This window comes from Verrucomicrobiales bacterium, assembly GCA_016793885.1.
Taxonomy (GTDB): Bacteria; Verrucomicrobiota; Verrucomicrobiia; order Limisphaerales; family UBA11320; genus UBA11320.
Window position 1 is genome coordinate 35,809 of sequence record JAEUHE010000032.1, and the last position, 22,431, is coordinate 58,239.

Annotated in this window: 15 protein-coding genes; 6 read left to right on the plus strand and 9 right to left on the minus strand. The window is 60.6% G+C overall.

Features of this window, described 5'->3' with window-relative positions; all coding sequences use genetic code 11:
* Positions 1-6: 6 nt before the first annotated feature.
* From JNN07_04210 to JNN07_04235, 6 genes are all read right to left on the minus strand, one after another.
* Positions 7-1,410, minus strand: a complete 1,404-nt coding sequence (locus JNN07_04210; GenBank protein MBL9166922.1) for a DUF1501 domain-containing protein — start codon at positions 1,408-1,410, stop codon at positions 7-9.
* A gap of 2 nt (positions 1,411-1,412) precedes the next feature.
* Positions 1,413-3,551 carry a DUF1549 domain-containing protein gene (locus JNN07_04215; GenBank protein ID MBL9166923.1) on the minus strand — a complete coding sequence of 713 codons (2,139 nt, stop codon included), beginning with the start codon at positions 3,549-3,551 and terminating at the stop codon, positions 1,413-1,415.
* Positions 3,552-3,688: 137 nt separating this feature from the next.
* Positions 3,689-7,078, minus strand: a complete 3,390-nt coding sequence (locus tag JNN07_04220) for a PD40 domain-containing protein (protein MBL9166924.1) — start codon at positions 7,076-7,078, stop codon at positions 3,689-3,691.
* A gap of 92 nt (positions 7,079-7,170) precedes the next feature.
* Complete coding sequence (locus tag JNN07_04225) at positions 7,171-8,316, minus strand: hybrid sensor histidine kinase/response regulator (protein ID MBL9166925.1); 1,146 nt, start codon at positions 8,314-8,316, stop codon at positions 7,171-7,173.
* A gap of 64 nt (positions 8,317-8,380) precedes the next feature.
* Complete coding sequence (locus JNN07_04230) at positions 8,381-9,076, minus strand: response regulator transcription factor (protein ID MBL9166926.1); 696 nt, start codon at positions 9,074-9,076, stop codon at positions 8,381-8,383.
* An 11-nt stretch (positions 9,077-9,087) separates the two neighbouring features.
* Positions 9,088-10,233 carry a PAS domain-containing protein gene (locus JNN07_04235; protein MBL9166927.1) on the minus strand — a complete coding sequence of 382 codons (1,146 nt, stop codon included), beginning with the start codon at positions 10,231-10,233 and terminating at the stop codon, positions 9,088-9,090.
* Between the two features lie 403 nt (positions 10,234-10,636).
* Between JNN07_04235 and JNN07_04240 the strand changes: the two genes are divergently transcribed.
* The 3 genes from JNN07_04240 to gyrA all read left to right on the plus strand — a co-directional run bounded on the left by JNN07_04240 (position 10,637) and on the right by gyrA (position 16,334).
* A complete protein-coding gene (locus JNN07_04240) occupies positions 10,637-10,864 on the plus strand; it encodes a hypothetical protein (GenBank protein MBL9166928.1) in 228 nt (75 codons plus the stop codon).
* A gap of 220 nt (positions 10,865-11,084) precedes the next feature.
* A complete protein-coding gene (gyrB, locus tag JNN07_04245) occupies positions 11,085-13,631 on the plus strand; it encodes a DNA topoisomerase (ATP-hydrolyzing) subunit B (protein MBL9166929.1) in 2,547 nt (848 codons plus the stop codon).
* 27 nt (positions 13,632-13,658) lie between these two features.
* Positions 13,659-16,334, plus strand: a complete 2,676-nt coding sequence (gene gyrA / locus JNN07_04250) for a DNA gyrase subunit A (protein ID MBL9166930.1) — start codon at positions 13,659-13,661, stop codon at positions 16,332-16,334.
* A 413-nt stretch (positions 16,335-16,747) separates the two neighbouring features.
* On the opposite strand, the gene JNN07_04255 is transcribed toward gyrA, so the two are convergent.
* Entirely contained in the window at positions 16,748-17,545 is a 798-nt protein-coding gene (locus JNN07_04255; GenBank protein ID MBL9166931.1) for an FKBP-type peptidyl-prolyl cis-trans isomerase, read from the minus strand.
* 275 nt (positions 17,546-17,820) lie between these two features.
* Between JNN07_04255 and JNN07_04260 the strand changes: the two genes are divergently transcribed.
* Positions 17,821-18,111, plus strand: a complete 291-nt coding sequence (locus tag JNN07_04260; GenBank protein ID MBL9166932.1) for a hypothetical protein — start codon at positions 17,821-17,823, stop codon at positions 18,109-18,111.
* An 8-nt stretch (positions 18,112-18,119) separates the two neighbouring features.
* Here the strand turns inward: JNN07_04260 and JNN07_04265 are convergent, their stop codons facing one another.
* Complete coding sequence (locus tag JNN07_04265; GenBank protein ID MBL9166933.1) at positions 18,120-18,977, minus strand: hypothetical protein; 858 nt, start codon at positions 18,975-18,977, stop codon at positions 18,120-18,122.
* A 247-nt stretch (positions 18,978-19,224) separates the two neighbouring features.
* Between JNN07_04265 and JNN07_04270 the strand changes: the two genes are divergently transcribed.
* Together JNN07_04270 and JNN07_04275 are read left to right on the plus strand one after the other, a co-directional pair.
* The gene (locus JNN07_04270; protein ID MBL9166934.1) at positions 19,225-20,496 is read left to right on the plus strand and encodes a 6-phosphofructokinase; all 1,272 of its coding nucleotides are present in this window, start codon (positions 19,225-19,227) and stop codon (positions 20,494-20,496) included.
* Between the two features lie 114 nt (positions 20,497-20,610).
* The gene (locus tag JNN07_04275; GenBank protein MBL9166935.1) at positions 20,611-21,336 is read left to right on the plus strand and encodes an inositol phosphorylceramide synthase; all 726 of its coding nucleotides are present in this window, start codon (positions 20,611-20,613) and stop codon (positions 21,334-21,336) included.
* On the opposite strand, the gene JNN07_04280 is transcribed toward JNN07_04275, so the two are convergent.
* On the minus strand, positions 21,275-22,423 hold the full coding sequence (locus tag JNN07_04280) for an N-acetylglucosamine-6-phosphate deacetylase (protein ID MBL9166936.1): 1,149 nt from the start codon (positions 22,421-22,423) through the stop codon (positions 21,275-21,277). The two genes, JNN07_04275 and JNN07_04280, sit on opposite strands and share 62 nt — an antisense overlap.
* Positions 22,424-22,431: the final 8 nt, after the last annotated feature.

The following is a 22,431-nucleotide window of genomic DNA, read 5'->3' on the forward strand; positions in this document are numbered from 1 at the left end:
ACCCATCTAGGCGAAGAGATCGTCTACCACGCGGCCATGAACGTCAGTCAGTCGAAAATCGCGCCCGGCGTGACGGAAGGTCAACTCCTCGTGGTCCAAGCCCAGCAGGGCGAGCAAGGTGGCATGCAGATCGTGCACATGCAGCTTCTGATCGACGCAATAAAATCCATACTCATCGGTCACACCGTAGCTGAACCCCGCCTTGACCCCGCCTCCCGCAAGCCACATGGTGAAGGCGTGAGGATGATGGTCCCGGCCGTCCTTACCCTGCAGGGTGGGAGTCCTTCCGAACTCGCCCCCCCAGATAACCAAGGTTTCCTCGAGCATCCCGCGCGACTTGAGATCCTGAAGCAGCCCAGCGATCGGCCGATCCACTTCCGCCGCCAACCGGCCGTGGTCCTTGGTGAGATTGTCGTGCTGATCCCAGTATCCGTGGGTCGCTTGCACGAAGCGTACGCCTCGTTCGCTGAATCGGCGCGCCATGAGGCATTGCCGCGCGAAGGAGGCAGTCTGGGGATCGTCCAGTCCGTAAAGGCGGCGGGTCGCGGCCGTCTCCCGGTCCAGATTCATCACCTCCGGAGCCTCCATCTGCATCCGAAATGCCAGTTCGAAGGACTCGATCCGCGCCTCGAGCGCGGAATCGGCGCCGGTGTGCGCCAGGTGATCGCGATTCATGGCACCCAGCAAATCCAGCTGGGCACGCTGCAGCTGAGGGTTTTCCTCCGGATCGTGCAGATAGTGGATCGCGGTCTTGCCACCGCCGGTGCTGATGGAAGTGCCATGGTGCACCGCAGGCAAGAAAGCGCTGGAATAGTTTCCCACGCCGCCATGCCCCTGCGTCGGGTTCATCGTGATGAAGCTGGGAAGGTTGGCATTCTCGGAGCCCAGCCCATAGGACACCCAGGCTCCCATTCCCGGCCGCACAAACGTATCCGAGCCGGTGTGAAGCTTGAGCAGCGCACCTCCATGCGCCTCGTTGGTTCCATGAACCGATTTGAGAAAGCACAAATCATCCGCGCAAGCCCCGACCTGCGGAAATAGGTCGCTGACCATCGCCCCGCTCTGTCCGTAAGCGCGAAAGTCCCACGGCGATCGGCCCAGATTCCCGGTTTGGGCAAACTGGACCCGCGGCTTGGCGAAGGGCAGCGGCTTGCCGTGATCCCTGATGAGCGACGGCTTGTAGTCAAAGGTGTCCACATGAGAGGGACCGCCATGCATGAACAGAAAGATCACGCGCTTCGCACGGGCTGGGAAACGCGACGGTTTGGCGGCCAGCGGGCTCTCGGCAGCCGCCCTGCCCAGGCCCGAAAGAATGCCACCCAGCGCCAGCTGACCAAAGCCCAACGCACACCGCGACAGCCAGCGCCGGCGGCTGATCGGGTTCAGATCACGGGGATAAGGCAAAATCATGGTCAATCTCGATAAGCGAACTCGTTCGATGCCAAAAGCACCTGCGCCAGCGCCGACCAGCCACGATGAAGAAGCTCACCCGATGCCTTCGCATCAGCTCCCGCACGCTGGAGAAACGCAACGGCCCGGCCCACTTCGTCCCGAGTCGGCAAACGCCCCAGAACACGGCGATACAACCGCTGCGCGCGCTCAGCATCCGTAGCCCGGGGCGCGTCCAGAACCTCCGCCGCAAGCCGCTTCGCCGAAGACTTGACCAGCGGACTGTTCATGTAAAAGAGGGCCTGGTGAGCGACCACCGTGGATCCGCGTTTGGCCGTCCCCACGCTGGGGTTGGCAAAATCGAACAGAGTGAACACATCATACACCCGATCACGGATGATGGGAAGGTACACCGATCGCCGCTGCGATCGAAAAGGTTCTTCGTCGCCCGGCACATACTCATCGTTCTTCCAAGGGGCCAGGGACCCTCCAACCGTGACGTCCAGCTGCCCGGCCACCTGCAGCAGCGCATCCCGAACCATCTCCGCCTCCAGCCGCTGCCGGGGAAAACGGCTCAACAGGCGGTTGTCTGGATCCAGCACATCCAGCGGCATCTCGTGCCCCCCCGCCGTGCGCTCCGGCGCAGCTGAGGATTGCTGGTAAACCGCCGAAAGCATCAGCTGCCGATGCATCGATTTCACACTCCAGCCGGAGCGAATCAGCTCAGCGGCCAGCCAGTCCAGAAGCTCCGGATGCGATGGCTCCTCGCCCTTCACCCCAAAATTGTCCGAAGTCCGAACCAAGCCCTCCCCGAAGTGGGCCTGCCAGAGCCGATTGACGGTCACCCGCGCCAGCAATGGATGCTGGGGATTCACAAGCCACCGGGCCAGCTCCAGCCGCCCGCTCTGCCGCTCGGGAATCGGGTCAGCATGCGACACCCCTAGCACCTGGATGAATCCACGCGGAACGGCCTCCTTGGCGAGGGTCAAATGGCTGCCGCGCACATGCACCGGCAGATTCGTGACCGATCCCTCATCGGCCGAAGGCGCGAACGGCTCTGCCGGCGGAGCATTGGAAAGCAGGCTCGCACGCTCCGCTTCGAGGCGGCTCACCGCAGCCAGATGCTGTGCTGACCAAAGCGGACGGCGGTCCGCCGGCACCGCTGCAGCGGAGGGAGCATTGGTGTTCCCCGCCCCGGCCACGCCTGCTTTCTCCACCGCCTGATTGGCCTCACGGATCGTCGCGGCCAACGCCAGCCCGATCTCGTTGGTCCGCTGACGAAAACGAGCGAGCAGGTCGCGATGCTCCCGAGTGGCGATGCTGCGTTCGTTCCATTTGGACACAAACGACAAGTTCTCCATCGAACGGGTGCTCTTCAGGATACCGGCCAGCGCATAGTAATCCCGGGTGGAGATAGGGTCGAACTTGTGGTCATGACAGCGCGCGCAACTCACCGTCAGCCCCAGAAAAGCGCGGCCGATCGTGTCGAGCTGCTCGTCCACCAAATCCATGACGAGCTTGGGCTTGTCCTGCTCCGCCAGCATCTTCGGCCCGAGAACCAGAAAGCCGGTGGCGGTCCATCGATCAAAGAGCACCGGCTCCGGCACCCCCTCGGCCGGAAGCAGATCCCCGGCGAGCTGCAGGGTTACGAACTGGTCGAAGGGAAGATCGCGATCGAAGGACCGGATAACCCAGTCGCGGTATCTCCAGGCATTCGCCATGAACTTGTTCTCGTCCTGCCCATTGCTGTCGGCGTAACGGGCAATATCGAGCCACCACCTGCCCCACCGTTCCCCATAGCGAGGCGAATTCAGCAGACGGTCCACCACGGTCTGGAAGGCGCGGGGCGAAGTGTCCGCCAGAAAAGCCTCGGTTTCTGCCGCCGTCGGGGCCAGCCCGGTCAGATCAAACGTCGCCCTGCGAATCAGCTGCTGCCGTCCCGCCGCCGGGCTGGGTGCCACTCGGAGCGCTTCGAGCCGCGCGAGAATGAATCGATCCACAGGCGATTGAATCCAGCGCTCGTTTCGAACGGCGGGCGGCGGCTGCTCCCGCATGGGCTGGAAGGCCCAGTGAGGCGCCGGCTCGCCGGCCTGGGTGGTTCCCGCAAGGCAAAGCAGAAATCCCAGGCACAGGACGGTGGTACTGGATCGGGACGTTGACACGCTTCCATCAGACGACATGCAGGACGATAAATTCGGGCGCCTTGCGGCGGCGACCGGACCAAGGCTAGCTGGATCTAGGCGGATTGTCCCTAAGGATTCTTGGGCTATCGCGTTCGCGGGCGTCTCCCACGCAACGGCTACCGCGCGGGCTTGAACGACTTATCGGGGTGCGGGGGCGCGGGTGGAACCTCCACGGGCTTCAGTCGGATTTCCTCCAACAGGTGCTCGATCGCGCGGGTCAGCTGGGCGTCCTCCCCTTTGAAGGTGGCGTGCGGAGGATTATCCACCACCACGTCCGGCTCCACCCCGTGGCCTTCGATCAGCCACTGCCCTTCCGGCCCGTAGACCCCGATCTCCGCCGCCGTGGCGATTCCTTTATCCACCAGCCAGTTGTTGGCCGAAAGCCAGATCTCGCCGCCCCAGGTTCGTTTGCCGATCACCTTGCCCAGGCCGAGACGCTTGAACCCTTCCGCGAAAGCTTCCCCGTCGGATGCCGTGAATTCATCGCAGAGCACCACCATATGCCCCCGAAACGCATACTGCATGTTCCACGTGGGTTTTCCCACCCGCGGCTGCCAATAGAACCAGGCCTTCCGAAGCAGCTTCTCGAGGATCCAGCTATCAATGTTGCCGCCGCGGTTGTGGCGCACATCGATGATCAAGCCTCTGCGATCATAGATGGGATAAAACTCGCGCGCCCACTGGGCGATATCGTCACCGCCCATCGCCCGCAGATGCACGTAGCCGAGCTGCCCCTTCCCCTGCTCCTCCACTCGCAAACGACGGGTATATTCCCATTCCGAGTACCGCAGATCCGTCTCTCCTCCGCGATCCAGAGGCACCACCACGACATCCCGCGTGCCTTCACCGGACCGGGGTTTAATCCGAAGAATCACCTGGCGGCCGGCCTGATTGCGAAGCAATGCATAGGGATGAGGAACGGTGAGAGTGCTCACCCCGTTGATCCACTGAATCACGTCGCCCTCCTGGAGCTCCACCCCGGGGCGGGCGAGCGGGGACAGCTTTTCAGGGTAGTCGGGGTCGGACCGATAGAGACGCTCAATCCGCCATCCCTCGCGCTGGGAGTCGCGAACCAGCTCGGCTCCCAAGGTGCCTGGATTCACGTTATCCGGCCCGTCGCGATGGTCCCCTCCCACAACGCGAATGTGAAGGGCGGCCAACTCGCTGACCATGTCGCCGATCAGGTCGCTGAGCTCCGCCCGGTCGGTGATCCGATCCACCGAAGGCAAGTATCTCTCCAGCACCGCCCGCCAGTCGACGCCGTGCATCTTGCGGTCGTAAAAATAGTCGCGCTCCAACCGCCACGCCTCGCGAAACATCTGGCGCCACTCCTCGCGAGGATCCAGCGAAAAGCTCCAGCCCTTCAAATCGATCGACTTCTCCAGCTTGGCGGGAGCCGACGCGGACGCGTCCTCGACATGAAAGTTGTCTCCCTTGCGAATGAGGAGCTTCTTCCGATCGGCCGACAACTCATAGCCCTGAACGTCCTCCACCAGCGTTTTGGGTTTCGGGTCGTCGAAACCAATCTCGAGAGTCTGGAGCTTGGGCTTGGAATCCTTGCCGGCGTCGCGGGACAGCCAGAACACCCGCTTCTCACCCACCGCCAGCTCCTGGTAATTTCCCGGAGGCAGCGGTGCCGGCCAAATCCGCGAGGAAACTCCCGCCAGATCGATCACCACTTCCGGCGGCGCGTTGGTCGAGGCTGCGACCTCCTTGGGTTTACTGGCTTCTCCACTCCCGGCAGACTCGGTCTGCTTGAGTTCCTTGGCCTCAGCTGTGCCGCTCTTGGAGTCAGGCTTGTCGTCTTTCTTGTCGTCCTTCTTGTCGGCGGGAGGATGCAGTTCCGTGGGCGGCTCAAAAGGCGAGCGCAACCCCGGCGTCAAGGCCGCGAGGTAGAGCTTGGTGGATCGATCGAAAAACGGCTCTGGCTGCCGCGGCCCCCAGGGGCTGGAAACCAGGGACTCCAGATGGCGGTCGGAGAGGAAGTAGATCCACTTGCCGTCCGGGCTCCACTGCGGGCCGATGCTATAGACGCGATCGCTCGTGACCGGAGTCTTGGACTGATCCTGGAGGCGGTAGAGCCAGATGCGATAGTACTGATTGTCGCCCGCGACGGAATAGGCGAGCCAGCGACTGTCCGGAGACCAGCTGAAGTCAAAGGAATCGAAGTGAGGTGAATCGGCCACCCAGCGAAGCTCCTTTCGCTCCAAGTGAAAGACCCAGAGCTTCTGGTCCTTGTCCGCCCAGGCGAGCCACTGGCCGTCCGGGGAAGGAACGCCCTCCCAGCGGAGAACCGTTCCATTCGTCGTCAATCGCTCCGGCTGACCAAGGCCATTGGCGGGAAGCCGCGTGAACTCCACCTCGCCGCTTTCATCGGAAAGCGAGACCAGGTTCCGGCCATCGGGCATGAACCGGGCGTCGCGGTATCGGAAGCCGGACTGCCGCGTCGCCTCCACCAGCCGCCCGGGTCCCACCGGAGCCACAAAGACCTGCCCACGCGCGGTGAGCGCGACGCGATCGCCCGTCGGAGACAGGTGCGCCGCGGTGACGTAGTCCAGCGGCTTCTTCACCCATTTCTCCCTCTGATGATCGAAATCCGAGGCGAGAGAAATCGGGATCACGATGTCCTGGCCCGATGCGATGTCGTGCCGCCGGAGGTCGCCGCCCAGCTGATACACGATCCGCCCTTCTGAGAGGCTCGGCCATTTGACATCCCAACCCTGGTGGGCCGTGTGCTGTTTCACGCCCGTGCCATCCGGTGCCATCGACCACAGATTCATGAAGCCGTCACGGTCGCTGACGAAATAAACCCGTCCTTGCCACCAGAGCGGCCAGCGACTGCTGCCCGCGTAGTCGGCCGTCAAAGGCACCGCCTCGGGCTCTCCGGCTTTGAACTTCCAAAGGTTTTCCGCCGTGCCGCCGCGATAACGCTTCACGCTGCCCTGATTGAAAGGCAGCCGGGTGAAGAAGAAGGAATCTCCCGCATCATCAAAGACCCCTCGGCTTGCCTGGGCCAGAGGCAGCAGCGTGGTGGCCCCGCTCTCCAAGTCCAGAACGTGAATCTGCTGATCGGGAAGGACCCAGTACCGAAGGGTGGTGTAAAGCAGTTTGCCGTCCGGAGTCCAACCCACGGGCTCGGTGGTCTGATCCGTGTAGGTGCGGCGCACCGGCAAGCCGCCCGAAAAGGGCATGGTGTAGACCTCGGTGGGGCCTTCGTAGCTGGCAGCAAAGGCGATCCACTTGCCGTCGGGTGAGACGCACGCGCGACGTTCCTCCTCGGGATGCGTGGTCAAGCGCTGCGCCACGCCTCCCGATGCTCCGACGCGCCACAGATCTCCCTCGGCCGTGAACAGCACCGTGTCGCGATAGAGGGCGGGAAAACGATAATATCCGAGCTTGGTCTCTTGGGCAACGATCGTTGGAACCGGTCCGATGACGCCGCTGAAAACCAGAACCGCCGTCACGATGCACCCTGCCGAAAGCTGCCGCCATGCGCGCTGATTCATGTCGGCAACATCACCATCCGAGAACTGATTTGTATAGCCGAAAGAGCCCGGGCACCGCGGCGCTGCCGACTTTCGGTGACAGGCGGAAGGGATCAGGCAGCCTTGGCTGTCAACTCGGTGTCGGAAGACAGGGGTTGCTCACGAATCGCGGGGGCGGGAAACCGGGCGTGGATGGATGTCCCGACACCCGGGGTGCTGCGAACCAGGAAGTCGCCTCCGAGAAGCTCGGTCATGCGCTTGGAAATAATCAGCCCCAGCCCCGCGCCCTGCTGCTCATACAACTGACGCTCAAACTGGATATGCGGACCAATCTTGGCCACCTGCTCCGCCGTCATGCCCCGGCCGTGATCCTCGATCACCAACTCGCTGCGGCCGTCCTCAGTCTCTTGGGTAGCCACCCGGACCTTCTTCGACGGCGCTGAGAACTTGAAGGCGTTGTCCAAGGATTCGCCCAGGATCTTGCGCAGCTTCTCCCCTGGAACGTTGAACGCAACACTCGAAAGCTCCAATACCAAATCGGCCTCCCGATGGTAACGCCGTGCCACTGCCATCGCGATCTCGGGAATGACATCCCGGCCCGAAACCGGCAGCCAATCGCCGTCCGCCAACGACTTCCGTTCCGTCACGAGCAGCTGGATCTGCGCAAAGACCAGGAAGTTCTCGATGAGGTGGTGCAGCCGCTCGGCCGAGGAATGGATGTCCTGAGCGGTGGCCAGCACCTCGTTTGGAGTGCAGTTGGCGTAATCCTCGATCAGGATTCCAGCCAGGCCCAGAATCCCGTTCAAGGGCGTGCGCAGCTCGTGCGGCAGCGCCAAGGTCAAGCTTCCCCGCAGCTCGTCCAGGCGACGGTCGGCTTGACGCTGAAGTTCGGCCTGCTTCTCCAAGCGGGCGGCGACCGCCGCCTTCAGCTCCTTCTGGGTGAAAGGCTTGGTGAGGTAGTCGTCGGCTCCCAACTCCATCCCGCGGCGAACATGAATCTTGTCGGCCACGCCGGTCAGAAAAATAAAGGGCACGGTGGCGGTGACCTCAATCTTGCGCAGGGCCATCAACACGGAATACCCATCCAAGCCGGGCATATTGACGTCGCAGATGATCAGGTCGGGAGGCTTTTGCTGAGCGAGGGCTATTCCGGTGGTGCCGTCCCGGGCAACCACGGTTTCGAGGCCCTGGTACGTCAGACACTCCGAGATCACTTCCAGAATCTCGGGTGTGTCGTCGATGACCAGAACGCGCTTCATGTGACCTGTCAGGAGACCGGGAGTGGTTCGAGAAATAACGGCGAATGGGTCTTCAGGCCGCGCGTCATGCCGCCTCCTGGTGATGCACCCAATGAAAGGCATGCTGAACCAGCTCGGTGGCGTTCTTCAGGTTCAGCTTATCCTTGATGTATTCGCGGTAAGCTTCGACGGTGCGCACGCTTAGATGCAACTCCTCGGCGATCTGGCGAGTTCCGTGGCCTTGTCCAATCAGCCGAAAAACCTCCAGCTCCCGGTCGGTCAACGTCTCGATCGGCGAAGCCACCACCTTACCCTTGCCCAGCGCAACTTGCTGCAGCATCTTGCCTTTCATTTTCTCACTGAGAAATATCTCTCCCTTCAGCACCTGTCGGATGGCGGAAAGCACCTGCTCGAATGCCTCGTCCTTCATGATGTAGCCCAGGCCGCCGGCGCGCAACGCTCGCTCGGCATACAGGGACTCGTCGTGCATGGAGAGCACCAGGACCGGCAGGTTGGGATACCGGGCCTTCAGGTTCTTCAGCAACTCGATGCCGTTGCTCCCTTTCAGGGAAACATCCACCACAACAACGTCCGGGGCGAGTTCTCCCACGGCCTCGAAAGCACGCGGGGCATCCTCCGCCTCACCGCACACAACCATGTCCGGCTCCTGATTGATCAATTGTCCAAGACCTCGACGCAGGACCGGATGATCATCCACCAGCAAAACTTTCGTCTTGGGCTTTCGGTTCACAGGTTGAGGGGTCGGGGGCTTGTTCTGCATAAAGTCGGTTACTAAACAGGTTTCAACTCCATCCTCGACGCGTCAGCCGCGGCGCCAGGAAAAGGAAATTCGCAGGTTACCAGGGTGCCGCCAATGTCCAGCGGAGAGACATCGATGCGCCCGCCAATACGATTCGCTCGAAAGCCCATGATCCGCAGTCCCAGACCCGTAGTGCCCGTTCCAGAGGCAATGCCACCCCCATCGTCCTGGATCAGCAGCTTGGCGTGCGGCGGGCTCGCCTGCAGCCGAACGCAGATCCGACGAGCTTTGCCATGCTTGATGGCATTGCTGATGGCTTCTTGAGCGATCCGAAAAAGCTCGGTCGAGATCCGAACATCCGCAATGTCCAGGGCGGGATCCAACTCCAATCGGCAGGTGACTCGAAAGAGCTTCTCCGTGTTGGCGATGAGTTCCGTGAGGGCGGGAGCGAGCCGTCCCGTGGTCTCCAACTCCACGGGAAAGAGCCCGCGCGCAATATTCCGGGTGTGAGCGAGGGTCTGCACCACCAGCTGGGCGATTTCGCCGGCCTGAGCCGCCTCGGCAAGATTTCGAGAGGTCAGCTTCGTTTGCAGGGCCTTGCTCAGAAAGCTGATGCCCGTAAGGTGCTGCCCGAGACTGTCGTGAAGATCCTGGCCAATCCGCTGCTGCTCCCGATGGCTGATCTCCAGAATCTCCTTCTCCAGACGCTGCCGATCCGTGACGTCCCGCACCAGCACCATCACCTCGTCCGGACCACAAGGCAATACTCTGGCTTCCAGTTCCCGCACCAACGAGTTGACTGGAATCTCGGCCGTGTGGCTCTGAACAGCATCCTTCAGCAACGCCTGGGAGATCAAATGCATGGCCTCCTCGGCGTAGCGCCCCGGCAGCAAATCCTGCAACCGGGCGCCCCGAACCTGAGAGACCGACAGTGATAGCTCGCTATCCTGGGAAGGATGGTACTCCAGGATGGTGCCGTCCGAGCGGATTCTCAGCACGGTGTCGGGAACCAGCCCCAACAGGGAGGCCAGCTGTAAGCGCGCCGTCGTCGCCCCGGCCGAGGAGGCCAGGTCGGAGGCGGCATCCAACGGTGAAGCCAAATCGGAAGCAGTCGGTATCATTCCTCCGGAAGGCTGCGGATGAATCCTCAGAATACGATTTCCAACCTGTTGCGACATGTGTTCTGGTCAAACCGGTCCGAACGCCCGCCCCACCCGCAGAAACCAGTAACCCCGGGGTTTCCGACATCTCAGGCGGCCACGCTGCACCGAACGCGTTAGTTAGTTCCATCGGCGGAATCCGGAAGGAGTTAATGGCCAGGATTGTCCCACGCCTGGCATCTATGCAGACAGGCCGTGTTCCGTGAGCAGACATCTCCCCCGAAAAGTCCCACCGGACAGCGACTGCTCGTGCTATCGGACGCTCCAGGCTAGGACTTTACATCGGCCAACGAGATTCCAGCTCTTTTTTGTCATGGCACGGCGATAGCTGAAAGAAGGCGGGGTAGAGGGAGATCGAGCAGGAACATCCCAGGACCCAAGATCCTCGTTCCCGCCAGTCCCTCCCAGGAAACCATCTGCGATGCTTCCGACCATCAAATCAAATTTGATCCTCACCGGGCTCCGAGCCGTCGAAAAGGCCGAGCAGACCCGAGACGAGGCGGTGCGAGCTGACTCCTCCCCCCCGCGTGGCAAGGAGCGAAGCCCGGAAGCCGGGGTAACCTACTCTGCCAACGCCAACGGCAGCAAAATCACGTTGACCGCCCCGGGACATCAGGGTTTGGGTTCCCTCCTCGATTGCTGCGTCTGAAGCGAAGCTCCGTCGTGCTCGCCTCGACCTCAAGATCCTGTAGGCGGCAAGAACTCCATCCCCAACAGCTTGAGGAAGCCCCCAGACTCACCCTCAGTTTCTTGTTGTTAAAACCCGGTCGGAATCCTACGCTTGGCCTGCTCTAAAACGAACGGCATTTCGATGTCGTTTTTCAATTTGCCTTATGGCCAAAGCAACTACGGTTTCGGACGACGAATCTATGTCGAATGTGAATGAAGACTCCGCCCAGCAGCGGCCGGTCAGCGAGGGAGGTGGTGCGGATTACAATGCCTCGAAGATCGACAAGCTGGAGGGATTGGAGGCGGTTCGTGAACGTCCGGGTATGTACATCGGTCACACCGATGAGCGCGGCCTCCACCATTGCGTGTTTGAGGTCCTGGACAACTCCATCGACGAGCATCTCGCCGGGTTCTGCGATCATATCGAGGTGACCATCCACGTCGACGGGTCGGTTACGCTCAAGGATGATGGCCGGGGCATTCCCGTGGATATCCATCCGAAGTTCAACATTCCCGCCGTGGAGCTGGTGCTGACCAACCTGCACGCGGGCGGCAAGTTCGGGCAGGGCGCGTACAAATACTCCGGGGGTCTGCATGGGGTGGGCGCCAAGTGCGTGAACGCGCTTTCCGAGTGGTTCGAGGTCGAGGTGTATCGAAACGGCCAGGTCTATCACATGGCATTCGAGCGCGGCCGGACCATGAGGAAGCTGGAAGTGATCGGCAAAACCCGCTCCACCGGCACGCTCATCACCTTCAAGCCGGACGCGACCATCTTCACCATCACCACGGAGTTCAAATTCGAGATCCTGGCCAATCGCCTCCGCGAACTGGCCTTCCTTAACCCGGGTGTGGAGATCGCCCTGACCGACGAGCGGGTCGAAAACAAGATCGAGAAGTTTTACTACAAGGACGGCATCGAGGAGTTCGTCCGTCAGCTCGGCAAGAATAAGGAGGTCATCCATCCCAAACCCATCGTGCTGAACGGGCACCGGCCCGTCAAATACAAGGGCAAGGAAGGGTTGGAGATGGAGGCGGACATGATCGTGGACTGTGTGCTGCAGTACAACGACAGCTATAGCGACCAGATCCTCTGCTACACCAACGCCATTCCCAATCCGGACGGAGGAACCCACTCCACCGGCTTCCGAACCGCGCTGACGCGGGCCATCAATCAATACGCCAAGCAGAATAACGTCCTCAAGGAGAAGGACCCTGCCATCACCGGCGACGACGTGCGCGAAGGTTTGGTGGCCGTGCTCGCGGTCAAGCACCCCAGCCCCAGCTTCGAATCCCAGACCAAGGTCAAACTGGTCACCCAAGAGGTGGAGGGCATTGTTTCCTCCATCACTTACGACCATCTGATGAACTTCTTCGACGCCAACCCAGCGGTGGCGAAGCGGGTCATTGAGAAGGGCCTCAACGCCGCGCGCGCGCGCGAAGCGGCCCGCCGTGCTCGTGAAGCGGTTCGCAAAACTGCGATGACCGGAGGCGGACTGCCCGGAAAACTAGCCGACTGTTCGGATCGAGACCCCGCCAACACCGAGCTCTACATCGTCGAAGGTGACTCGGCCGGTGGCTCCGCCAAACAGGGACGCGACCGCAAATTCCAGGCGATTCTCCCGATCCGCGGTAAGCTGATCAACGTCGAGAAAGCCCGGCTCGACAAGGTGCTGCAAAACAACGAAATCCGGACCATGATCACCGCCGTGGGCACCGGCATCGGATCGGGCGAGACCGAGGGCTCCTTCAATCTTGAGAAGCTGCGCTATCACAAGATCATCATCATGACGGACGCCGATGTCGACGGATCGCACATCCGCACCCTCCTCCTAACTTTCTTTTACCGTCAAATGCCGGAGCTCATCAAACAGGGGTTTGTCTACATCGCCCAGCCTCCGCTTTATCAAATCTCCCGAAAGAAACGCGTGGAGTATGTGGATGACGACGCACAGCTGAACAAGATCTTGATCCAGCTCGGCACCGACGAAGTCAAACTGAGGAATCTGACCGATGGCAAGGAACTCAGCAGCAAGCAACTGGCCGAAATCCTCGAGTTGCTGGAATCCTTGGACAAATATTCTCGTGCGCTGAAGCGTCACGGAGGCGACCTCGCCGAATATGTCGAGAAGCGCGATCCCCAAACGGGGGAACTGGCGCGGCACCTGGTCAAGGTCCGCTCAGGCAACGAGGAGACCGTGCAGTATTTCCACACCGAGGAAGACCTCCGGAAATTCGGCGAGGCCAACCCGGATCTCCGCCTTTTCGGCGAGAGCGAGGGCGACACGGAGCGCATCGAAAAGGAGCGAGGAATGCCCTCTCGCCGGGCTCGCCACGTGGAACTTCATGAGAGCAAGTCGATTGGCGAGCTGCTCACCAACCTCTCCCGCAAAGGTCTCGCGGTGGAGCACTATTCGGCACAGGATAAGCCCTTGTTCGAACTGGTCGAGGGTGAAGGCGAGCGACAGCAGGTCAAACCGCTCTTCTCGATATCCGAAATTCTCGCCGGGGTGATCGAAGTCGGCCGCCGGGGTATTCAGGTGAAACGCTTCAAGGGTCTGGGTGAAATGAACCCGAAGGAGCTGTTTGAAACCACCATGAACCCGGAAAAGCGCAAGCTGCTCCGCATCGACCTCACCGATGCCGTGGAGGCCGAGGAGATGTTCACCAAACTCATGGGCGACGAAGTGGAACCCCGCCGTCAGTTCATCGAGGACAACGCCCTCAACGTGCGCAACCTCGACGTTTAATGGCTTCGACCGATTCCGATTTGACATATGTCTGACTCACAAGACCCACCGATCCCCCCTTCCGGGAGCGTGCCTCTGTTCGCTCCCAACGAGAAGATCGCCAAAATCAACGTGGCCGAGGAGATCAAGAACTCCTTCCTCGACTACTCGATGTCGGTGATCGTTTCTCGTGCCCTGCCCGATGTTCGCGACGGCCTCAAACCGTCCCAACGCCGCATCCTGTTCGCGATGCACGAGCTGTCCCTCGTCCCCGGGCGCAAGCACATGAAGTGCGCCAAGATCTGCGGTGATACTTCAGGTAACTACCATCCCCACGGCGAGGCTGTCATCTACCCTACCCTGGTGCATATGGCCCAGCCGTGGGCCATGCGCGCGCCACTGATCGACCCGCAGGGAAATTTCGGAAGCGTCGAAGGCGATCCTCCCGCCGCCATGCGTTATACCGAAGCGCGGCTCACGCACCTCGGCGCAGCGCTCATGACCGACATGGATCGGGACACCGTGGACTTCGTGCCGAACTACGACGAACGTCTCACCGAACCTAAGGTATTCCCGGCGGCGTTCCCGAACCTGTTGATCAACGGCGGCACGGGCATCGCGGTAGGCATGGCCACCAACATCCCGCCCCACAACCTGGGCGAGGTGGTCGACGGCATCTGCGCGCAGATCGACAACCCGGATATCACGATCCCGGGCCTGATGAAGTTCATCAAGGGGCCCGACTTCCCGACCGGCTGTACTCTGTGCGGACTCGAGCCGATCAAGGACTACTTCACCACCGGCAAAGGCAGCCTCCGAGTGCGCGGTCGCGTCGGCGTCGAACAGCTCAAGGGCAACCGCGAGCAACTCGTGATCACGGAGATCCCCTACTCTGTCAACCGAGCCACTCTCGTCGAACGCATCGCCGAGCTGGTGAACGAGAAAACCCCCGGCATGACCGACATCAGCGCGATCCGCGACGAGTCGGACGAGAACACCCGGGTGGTGGTGGAGCTCAAGCGGGATGCGATCGCCAAGGTGGTGATCAACAATCTCTACAAGCTGACCTCCCTCGAGAACAGCTTCGCCGTCAACATGCTGGCCATCGATCATGGCCGGCCGAAGATTCTCAATCTCAAGGAGATCATCGCCTGCTACATCGAGCATCGGCGCGAAGTCGTGCTGCGCCGCACGCGCTTTGAGCTGCGCAAGGCCGAGGAACGGGCCGAAACGCTGGAGGCCTACCTCATCGCCCTGGCCAATCTGGATGAGTTCATCCGAATCATCCGCTCGTCCGCGAATCGGGAAGAGGCGCGGATCAAGCTGCTGGCTTTCGAATGGACCCGCGCCCAGGTCGAGCGCTTCGGCATTCTGATCCGCAGCGAGGCCCGGCTGACCAACGGCCGATACGAATTCAGCGAGGCCCAGGTTAATGCCATCCTCGAGCTGCGACTCTACCAGCTGACCGGACTGGAAATCGACAAGGTCAAAGGCGAATACGGGGAACTTCTCGAGCGCATCAAAGATCTGCTCGACATCATCGCCCGCGAAGCTCGCGTGCTGGCGATCATCAAGGAAGAGTTGCTGGCGATTAAAGAGAAGCACGCCACCCCGCGGCTCACCGAGCTGGTCGCCGACGAAGGGGAGATCGCGATCGAAGATCTCATCGCCAACGAAGGCGTCATCATCACTCTGACGCACAACGGGCTGATCAAGCGCACGAACGTGAGTTCGTACAAAGCTCAGCGCCGCGGTGGCAAAGGAGTGATCGGGATGACCACTCGAGAGGGCAGTGGTTCGGAAGGCGACGATGCCGACTTCATCCAGCATCTCTTCACGGCCAGCACGCACGACTACCTCATGTTCTTTACCAACACCGGTCGGGTGTATGTCGAACGGGTGCATGAGATCCCCGACATGGGACGGGCGGCAAAGGGCCGAAACATCGCGAACTTGCTCGAGTTGAAAGGCGGCGAGACCATTGCCGCCTTGATCCGGATTCAGTCCAAAGCCGGCCAGTCCGGGGAGGACCAAACCTGGACCCAGCCCGGCTTCCTCTTCTTTGCGACCAAGCTGGGCACCGTCAAAAAGACGGAACTGGCCGATTTCGGCAATGTGCGCAAGGGCGGCATCATTGCTATCACCATCGAGCCGGGTGATCTCCTAATCGATGTCAAATTCACCACCGGAACCGACGATGTGGTGCTCATCACGCGCGAGGGCATGAGCATTCGCTTTTCCGAGGACGGGGTGCGTTCCATGGGCCGGCCGGCGGCCGGGGTGCGTGGAATCAGTTTGGAAGCCACCGATGCGGTCGTCGCGCTGGCGATCGTGGTCCCCAGCAACACCCTGTTGGTCGCGGGCGAAAACGGCATTGGCAAACGAACCGACTTCACCGAATACAGGGTCCAATCCCGGGGCGGCAAAGGCATCATCACCATGAAAACCACGGATAAGACCGGTGGAGTCGTGGGCGCACTCAGTGTGAGGGATGACGAGGATCTCATGTTGATCACCGTCGGCGGACAAATGGTTCGCACCCAGGTGAAGGACATTCGAGAAGCCGGCCGCAACACCCAGGGGGTCAAACTGATCGACCTCGATGAGAGTGATCGTCTTCAAGCCATCGCCCCGGTGATTTCGGAAAAAACCGACGTCGAAGGCGAAGGCGAGGATCCGGGAACTCCTCCCTTGCCCCCGGCCGGCCCTGAGCCGTCCGCGTAGTCTCAAGACACCCGTCTACCCTGCCCCATCAAATCACGGCAGGGAGCCACTTCGAAACGGGGGCCTCGCCAACCAGCGAGGCCCCCGTTTGTTTTTGCGAGTTCCGGAGGGTAGGAAGGCGGTGGTCTTAACCACGGATTTCTCGGATGTCTCGGATGGAAAAGAACAAGTGAGCTTCACTTCCGATCCCCTCAGGATTCTTAATCCGTGGGATCAGCGAAATCCGTGGTTCACCAGGTACTCTCCCTCTCTGCGCCTTTCCCGTCTCTGCGGTGTAAGTCTGCTCGGGCCTGGTTCCGGGCGAGAGGGCCGCTCGTTGGTAGGCTGACGAGGACCCGCGTTCCCTAAAAACAAAACCACCCCTGGATGGAAATCCAGGGGTGGTTTTTGACTAAAAGGGATTCCTGAGAAGCTTACTTCGGCTTGTTGGAGTCAGCGCCCTTCTTGGCCGCTTCTTCCTTCTGCTTCTTGATCTCGGCGTCCACGTCCTTGATGACCTCAATCTTGGCGCCCTTCTTCAGCTCTTCAGCCGAGGGAACCTTGATGATGTCACTGGTGACGGGCTTGGCCGCCTCAGCCTTCTTGATATCGAGTAATTCGATATCAAAAACGAGGGTAGAGTTTGGCCCAATCTTGGGCGGGCTACCCCGCTCCTTGTAAGCGAGCTTGGAGGGGATGAACAACTGCCACTTGGAGCCAACCGGCATGAGCTGCAACGCTTCCGTCCAACCGGCGATCACGCCGTTGACCGGGAAGGAAGCGGGCTCACCACGGCCGTAGGAGCTGTCGAACTCCGTGCCGTCGATCAGCGTTCCCTTGTAATGAGTGGTCACGGTGTCGGTCGGAGTCGGCTTGGCTCCCGTGCCCTCTTTGATAATCTTGTATTGCAGACCGCTGGCGGTGGTCTTAATGCCCTCTTTCTTGGCATTCTCCTCGAGAAAAGCCACGCCGGCCTTCTCGTTTTTCTCGCCCTCTTCCTTTTGCTTGATCTGCTGTTTCGCCATCATCTCCGTGCGAAACGCGTTCATGACCTCCTGGGCTTCCTGATCGGTCATCCCCGGCTTACCCGCCAAAGTGTCATTGACCGCCTTGGTCCACTCGGTGAGGTCGATCTCGATCCCGTTGCGCTTCAAGAACGTGCCATACTGCATTCCGAAGCTGTAGCTGATTTTCTGCTTGTCGACCTTGGAAGGTGCCGAATCTGCAGCCATAAGGCTCGCGGCAACGCCGGTCAAACAAAGCGTGAGAAGTTTCGATTTCATTCGCTTTCTATAAGTTACTTACATGTTATCTCGGCAGGCTGCGGAATCCCTTAAGCCGCCTGAGCCATTCCTTGTGGCTGGACGCGACACTAACGGGATCCGGGGCTACGTCAAGGACTCAACGGAAAGCCCGCAAAGACCGACGCACCCCGCTACGCCATCGTCTTGCATCCTTAAAGCCCATGGGTTAGGGTCCGTCGCAGCACACTCAACAACCCGCATTCATGCAGAATTGGTTCCATCTCCCAGTCATCCCACGGCTAACCAGCCGGGCCTCGGGCTTGACCAGCAACGGGGTCGGCGTCGCCGATGTCGAAAGTCTGGTCGTGGAGGTCGTCCTCGCTGCCATTTTCGGTGGCTTCGTGGGAATGCTCGGTGGGCTGCTCCTCTCCAACACTCTCAGAGGTCTGTCGTTTCACTCGATCCGACCCTACACCGGAACCCGCATGATTCTCCTCGGGTCGCTGCTTGGAGCCGTGACGCTCTCCTTAGCAGCCTGTCGCGACGTTTCCTGAGAGATAACTCAGCGAAACTGGGGGTGCGACTGCAGCTTTTCCCAAGTCGTCGCTGACATTCGTTCCTGGCGGTACACCGGTGTCCACAACGGCTCCGCGCTGGTCGATCGCCGAGCGCGGGCTAGCCATAATGCATCGAGGGGCTCATCCAACAAGCCCAAGTTGTTGGCCGCCAAGGTCGTTTCCTCCTTCTCTCCGGTGGCGTGACCGGCTCCCACATAGAAACCAGCAAGCAAGAGGGAGACCCGCAGCAGGGTGCTTCGGGAATAGGTGGGCAGTGCACACGGACGACCAGGGTCGAGCAGGCTGTGAATCCTGGCAAACAGGGGCTGCGTCCACATGTCGGGATTCTTCGCCGGGGAAAAGGCATCGAAAAAGATGGCGTGGGGCTTCGGCCATGCACCGGCGGCGTGCTCGTTCAGACGGGTCGGAAAATCGCCCTCAATAAAGCTCCAGCTAACTTCTTGCCGCTCATGAACAAACTGAGTCTCCCGCTCTGCCAAGAACCGCGCCACCTCTCCCCCAAAACCCTCGAAGTAGCCCAGCGACTCCTGATGGGCCAAGGCAAACCGCAACGGTTCCAGGGTATGATCGAAGCTGATAATCCGGACTCGGGAGGCAATCTCCCGCGTCTGACGCAACACGGTAAGCACGTTGGCGGCGGCCCCCAGCCCGATGTCCCAAATCACAAACTCGCCCTGGTGGCCCTGCAACCGCTCCTTCAGCTTCAACTGACGGAGATAAAGAGCCTCGGCCTCCGCCACCGGTCCAACCACCGGATGGAACGTCTCCTTCTCCGCCAGCGACCGGATACTGAAGCTTCCGTTAACTAATTGTACGAGTTGGTATTCAAAGGCGGATGGCATGAAAGCGTATAGGTTTACTGCAAATGCTTCTAGAAGAGCAAGGGTGGAGGGGGCAGATCACCTCAGGATTCAGGTCCATTCCAGGTGCCGTTGCCTGACTAAGCTGAGGCGGGCCCCCGCTAAATTAGGAAATCGCCTTTGACAGCGTCCGGACGGATTGGCAAGGTTCGCCAGCTCACTTCTAAGCAAGCGGGTGACGCTGTGACCGAAGCGAACATGAACGGACGCGGAACTCGCAAACGATATTATGCCTGAACTAGTTGGAAATTTGTTGGTTGCCCAGTCGGGCGGCCCTACCGCGGTCATCAACGCCAGCCTGGCTGGAGTCATTCAAGAGGCCGGTCGCCACGAGTTCATCGAAGAGATCTTCGGTGGACTGAACGGCATCCTGGGTGTACTGAATGAAGAGCTGATCGACCTCAACGATGAAAAAGCCAAGAATATCGAGGGGTTGAAATACACCCCGGCCGCCGCCTTGGGCACTTGCCGTTACAAGATCGATTTCAGCAAGAAACCTGAGCAAGCCGCTCGGGATATGGACCGCCTCTTCGAGGTTTTCCAGGCGCATAACATCCGCTATTTCTTCTACATCGGTGGTAATGACTCTCAGGATACCGCCAACAAGATCCATCACGAAGCCATCAAGCGCGGCTACGAGATGAAGGTGATCGGCGTTCCCAAAACGATCGACAATGACCTTCCCCACACCGACCACTGCCCAGGCTTTGGTTCCGTGGTCAAATACAACGCCGCCACCGTGATGGAAATCGCCCTCGATGTCGGTGCCATGGCCACCGACGATGGCGCCTGCTGTTTGGTGGAAGTGATGGGTCGCTCGGCCGGTTGGATTGCCGCCGGAACCATCGTGGCCAAGCGCCAGCCGATGGATGCCCCGCACCTGATCCTGGTGCCGGAGATCCCGCTCAACGAGGAAGCTTTCCTGGCCAAGGTCAAGGAGACGATCGACGCCCTGAAGTATTGCGTCGTGGTGGTCGGCGAAGGGGTCAAGAATGAGAAGGGCGAAGAAATCGCCGCAGACAAGTCGCAACTGGACTCTTTTGGTCACCCCGTTCTCTCAGGGGCCGCAGATAATCTGGGCAAACTGCTTACCAAGCGCCTCGGGTTGAAGACCCGCACGGTCAAGCTGGGCTATGCCCAACGGGCGGCCGGACACTATGCCAGCGGAGTCGACATCCAAGAAGCCGCCGCCTGCGGCGCTGCCGCCGTCCGCGCTGCCGCCGAGGGTCAAAGTGGGTTCATGGTCAAGATTGTCCGTTCCTCGGATTCTCCTTATCGCTGGACCACCGGGCTGCACCCGCTCGACGAAATCGCCAATGTCGAACACCTGATCCCGCGGGATTGGTTGAGCGCCGATGGTTTCACCCCGAACGAGAAGTTCGTCGACTACATCAAACCGTTGGTCGAAGGCGAAGTCCGCGTTCCCAGCGAAGGCGGCCTGCCAAAGTACGTCACGCTGGACAAAAATATGGTCGAGAAGAAGCTCCCCGCGCGGAGCTAAGCTCGCCAAACCGCCCCGGTAGAAAGGTGGACCCCCAACGGCTTTGCTGCCTTGGGGGTGGGTTTCGGCATACCCCGCGCCGATCCGCCAGGCTCTATCGAGAGGCATGCCCCCATGAAACCAGATCGCGCTTGGCAGCGTCCCCTGCTCTCCAGGGACCCAAGCTCGCTGTCGCCGCTCGCCAACCCTCTCGTTGAACGAACGGTAGTCGCCGTCGCCTTGGCCGTGACACTGTCGCTGTCGTTTCATGGGCTGGCCTGGTGGAATGCCCACCGATGGGCGGATCATCCGGAACGCTGGAATCTCGCCCTCCCGATTGATTCGAGCATCACCTTTTCTCCAGTCTGGGTGTGGGTCTACCTCTCCTATTTCCTGGTCTGCGCCTCCCCCATCTTTTGTCGGGAAATGTGGAAGGACCTCCCACTGTTCCGCGACACGGCCTGGGGATATTCACTCCAATTCGGACTGGCGCTTCCCTGCTTTCTCCTGCCCTTTCAGATGATCCGCCCGGAACTGGGCCCCGTCTCTGACTGGACTGGACTGGCCATGAGCTGGGTATACCGACTCGACCCCGGTTATAACATCTTTCCCAGCCTGCATGTCTCGAACACGGTGTTCCTAGCGTGCTGGATGTGGCGGCTCCGGGGTTGGCGGGCTGGAACCACCTATTGGGTGATCGCCGCACTCATCACCTGGTCCACCTTGGCCGTGAAACAACACTATTTCATCGACCTGCCCGCTGGCCTGTTGCTCGGCGTGTGTTGCTTTCGATGGTGCTTCAGGAAGCTTCCCACACAACCCGGGTTAACCGGGGCTTCCCGCCCGGTTGAGCCTCGATAAGGCAAAACTCAGCCGGTCCTCCCACTCTCAACCCCGGCTCCCATCCCATCCAGGTGGTCAATCGGTCGGAGAAGCGGAGCCAGGCTTTCTGCCAAGGCTCATCTAACATCCCCGCCGCTCGAATAACCCCCTCCACCGGACGCAAGGCCGAACCGGCAAAATTCTGGGCTCCAGGCTTTCGCACCACTTCATCGCTCCCCACTTCCAGAACCGATTGCCCTAACCGGTAGCGGCCCGGCGGCGCACCCGCGGCAGCCATGGCGTCGGTGGTGTAATAGATCGTGTCGGCCGAGGCCACCTGATGCATCAACCGGAACATTAGCTTCGAAACATGGATCCCGTCCGGAATCACACCCCAGCGCAAACCAGGCAGATTCAGCACCCGAAGAACGATGTTGTCGTGCCGATCCAAAGCCTGGGGACAGGCATTGCCCAAGTGGGTGAATCCGGTGGCCCCAGCCGCCACGGCCGCTTCCAAGAGGGAGGTAGATGCGTTCGTATGCCCCAGACTGACCTTGATGCCAAGTGAGACCGCGTACCGAATGGCTTCAATCGCACCCGCTCGCTCGGGCGCCAGGGTGATCAGCAGCGGATCCGTGCCGGCCACCCAACGCAACTCCTGCAACAGGGCCGGAGTCGGATCGAGCATGCAGTCGGGAGAGTGAGCGCCGTGATACCCCGGCTGATCCGACAAGAAGGGCCCCTCGAGATGCCATCCGGCGATGGCCCGACGCAATTCGTCGGAACTCTCCCGAAGCCGACGCAGGTGCTTTAAGCGCTCGATCAAACGCGGCCATGGGTCCGTAATCAACGTCAGCAGAAAACGCTGACAGCCATCCCGTCGCAAAGCCCGCACCGAGTTCAACAACTCCTCCCGACTCACGCCGTCCGATTGGAAATCCGTGCCCCCATAACCGTTGACCTGCACATCCACCAGAGGAGGGGCGATCCAAAGGCAATCAGAAACCGGACCGACCGCGCCGGTGATCTCGGTGATGAGCCCGTGAGACCAGGCCACGCTGATCAACTGCCCGGTGCGCACGTCCCGACCCGAGACTCTGTCCGAATGAATGCTGTCGGCTGCCATAATTCAGG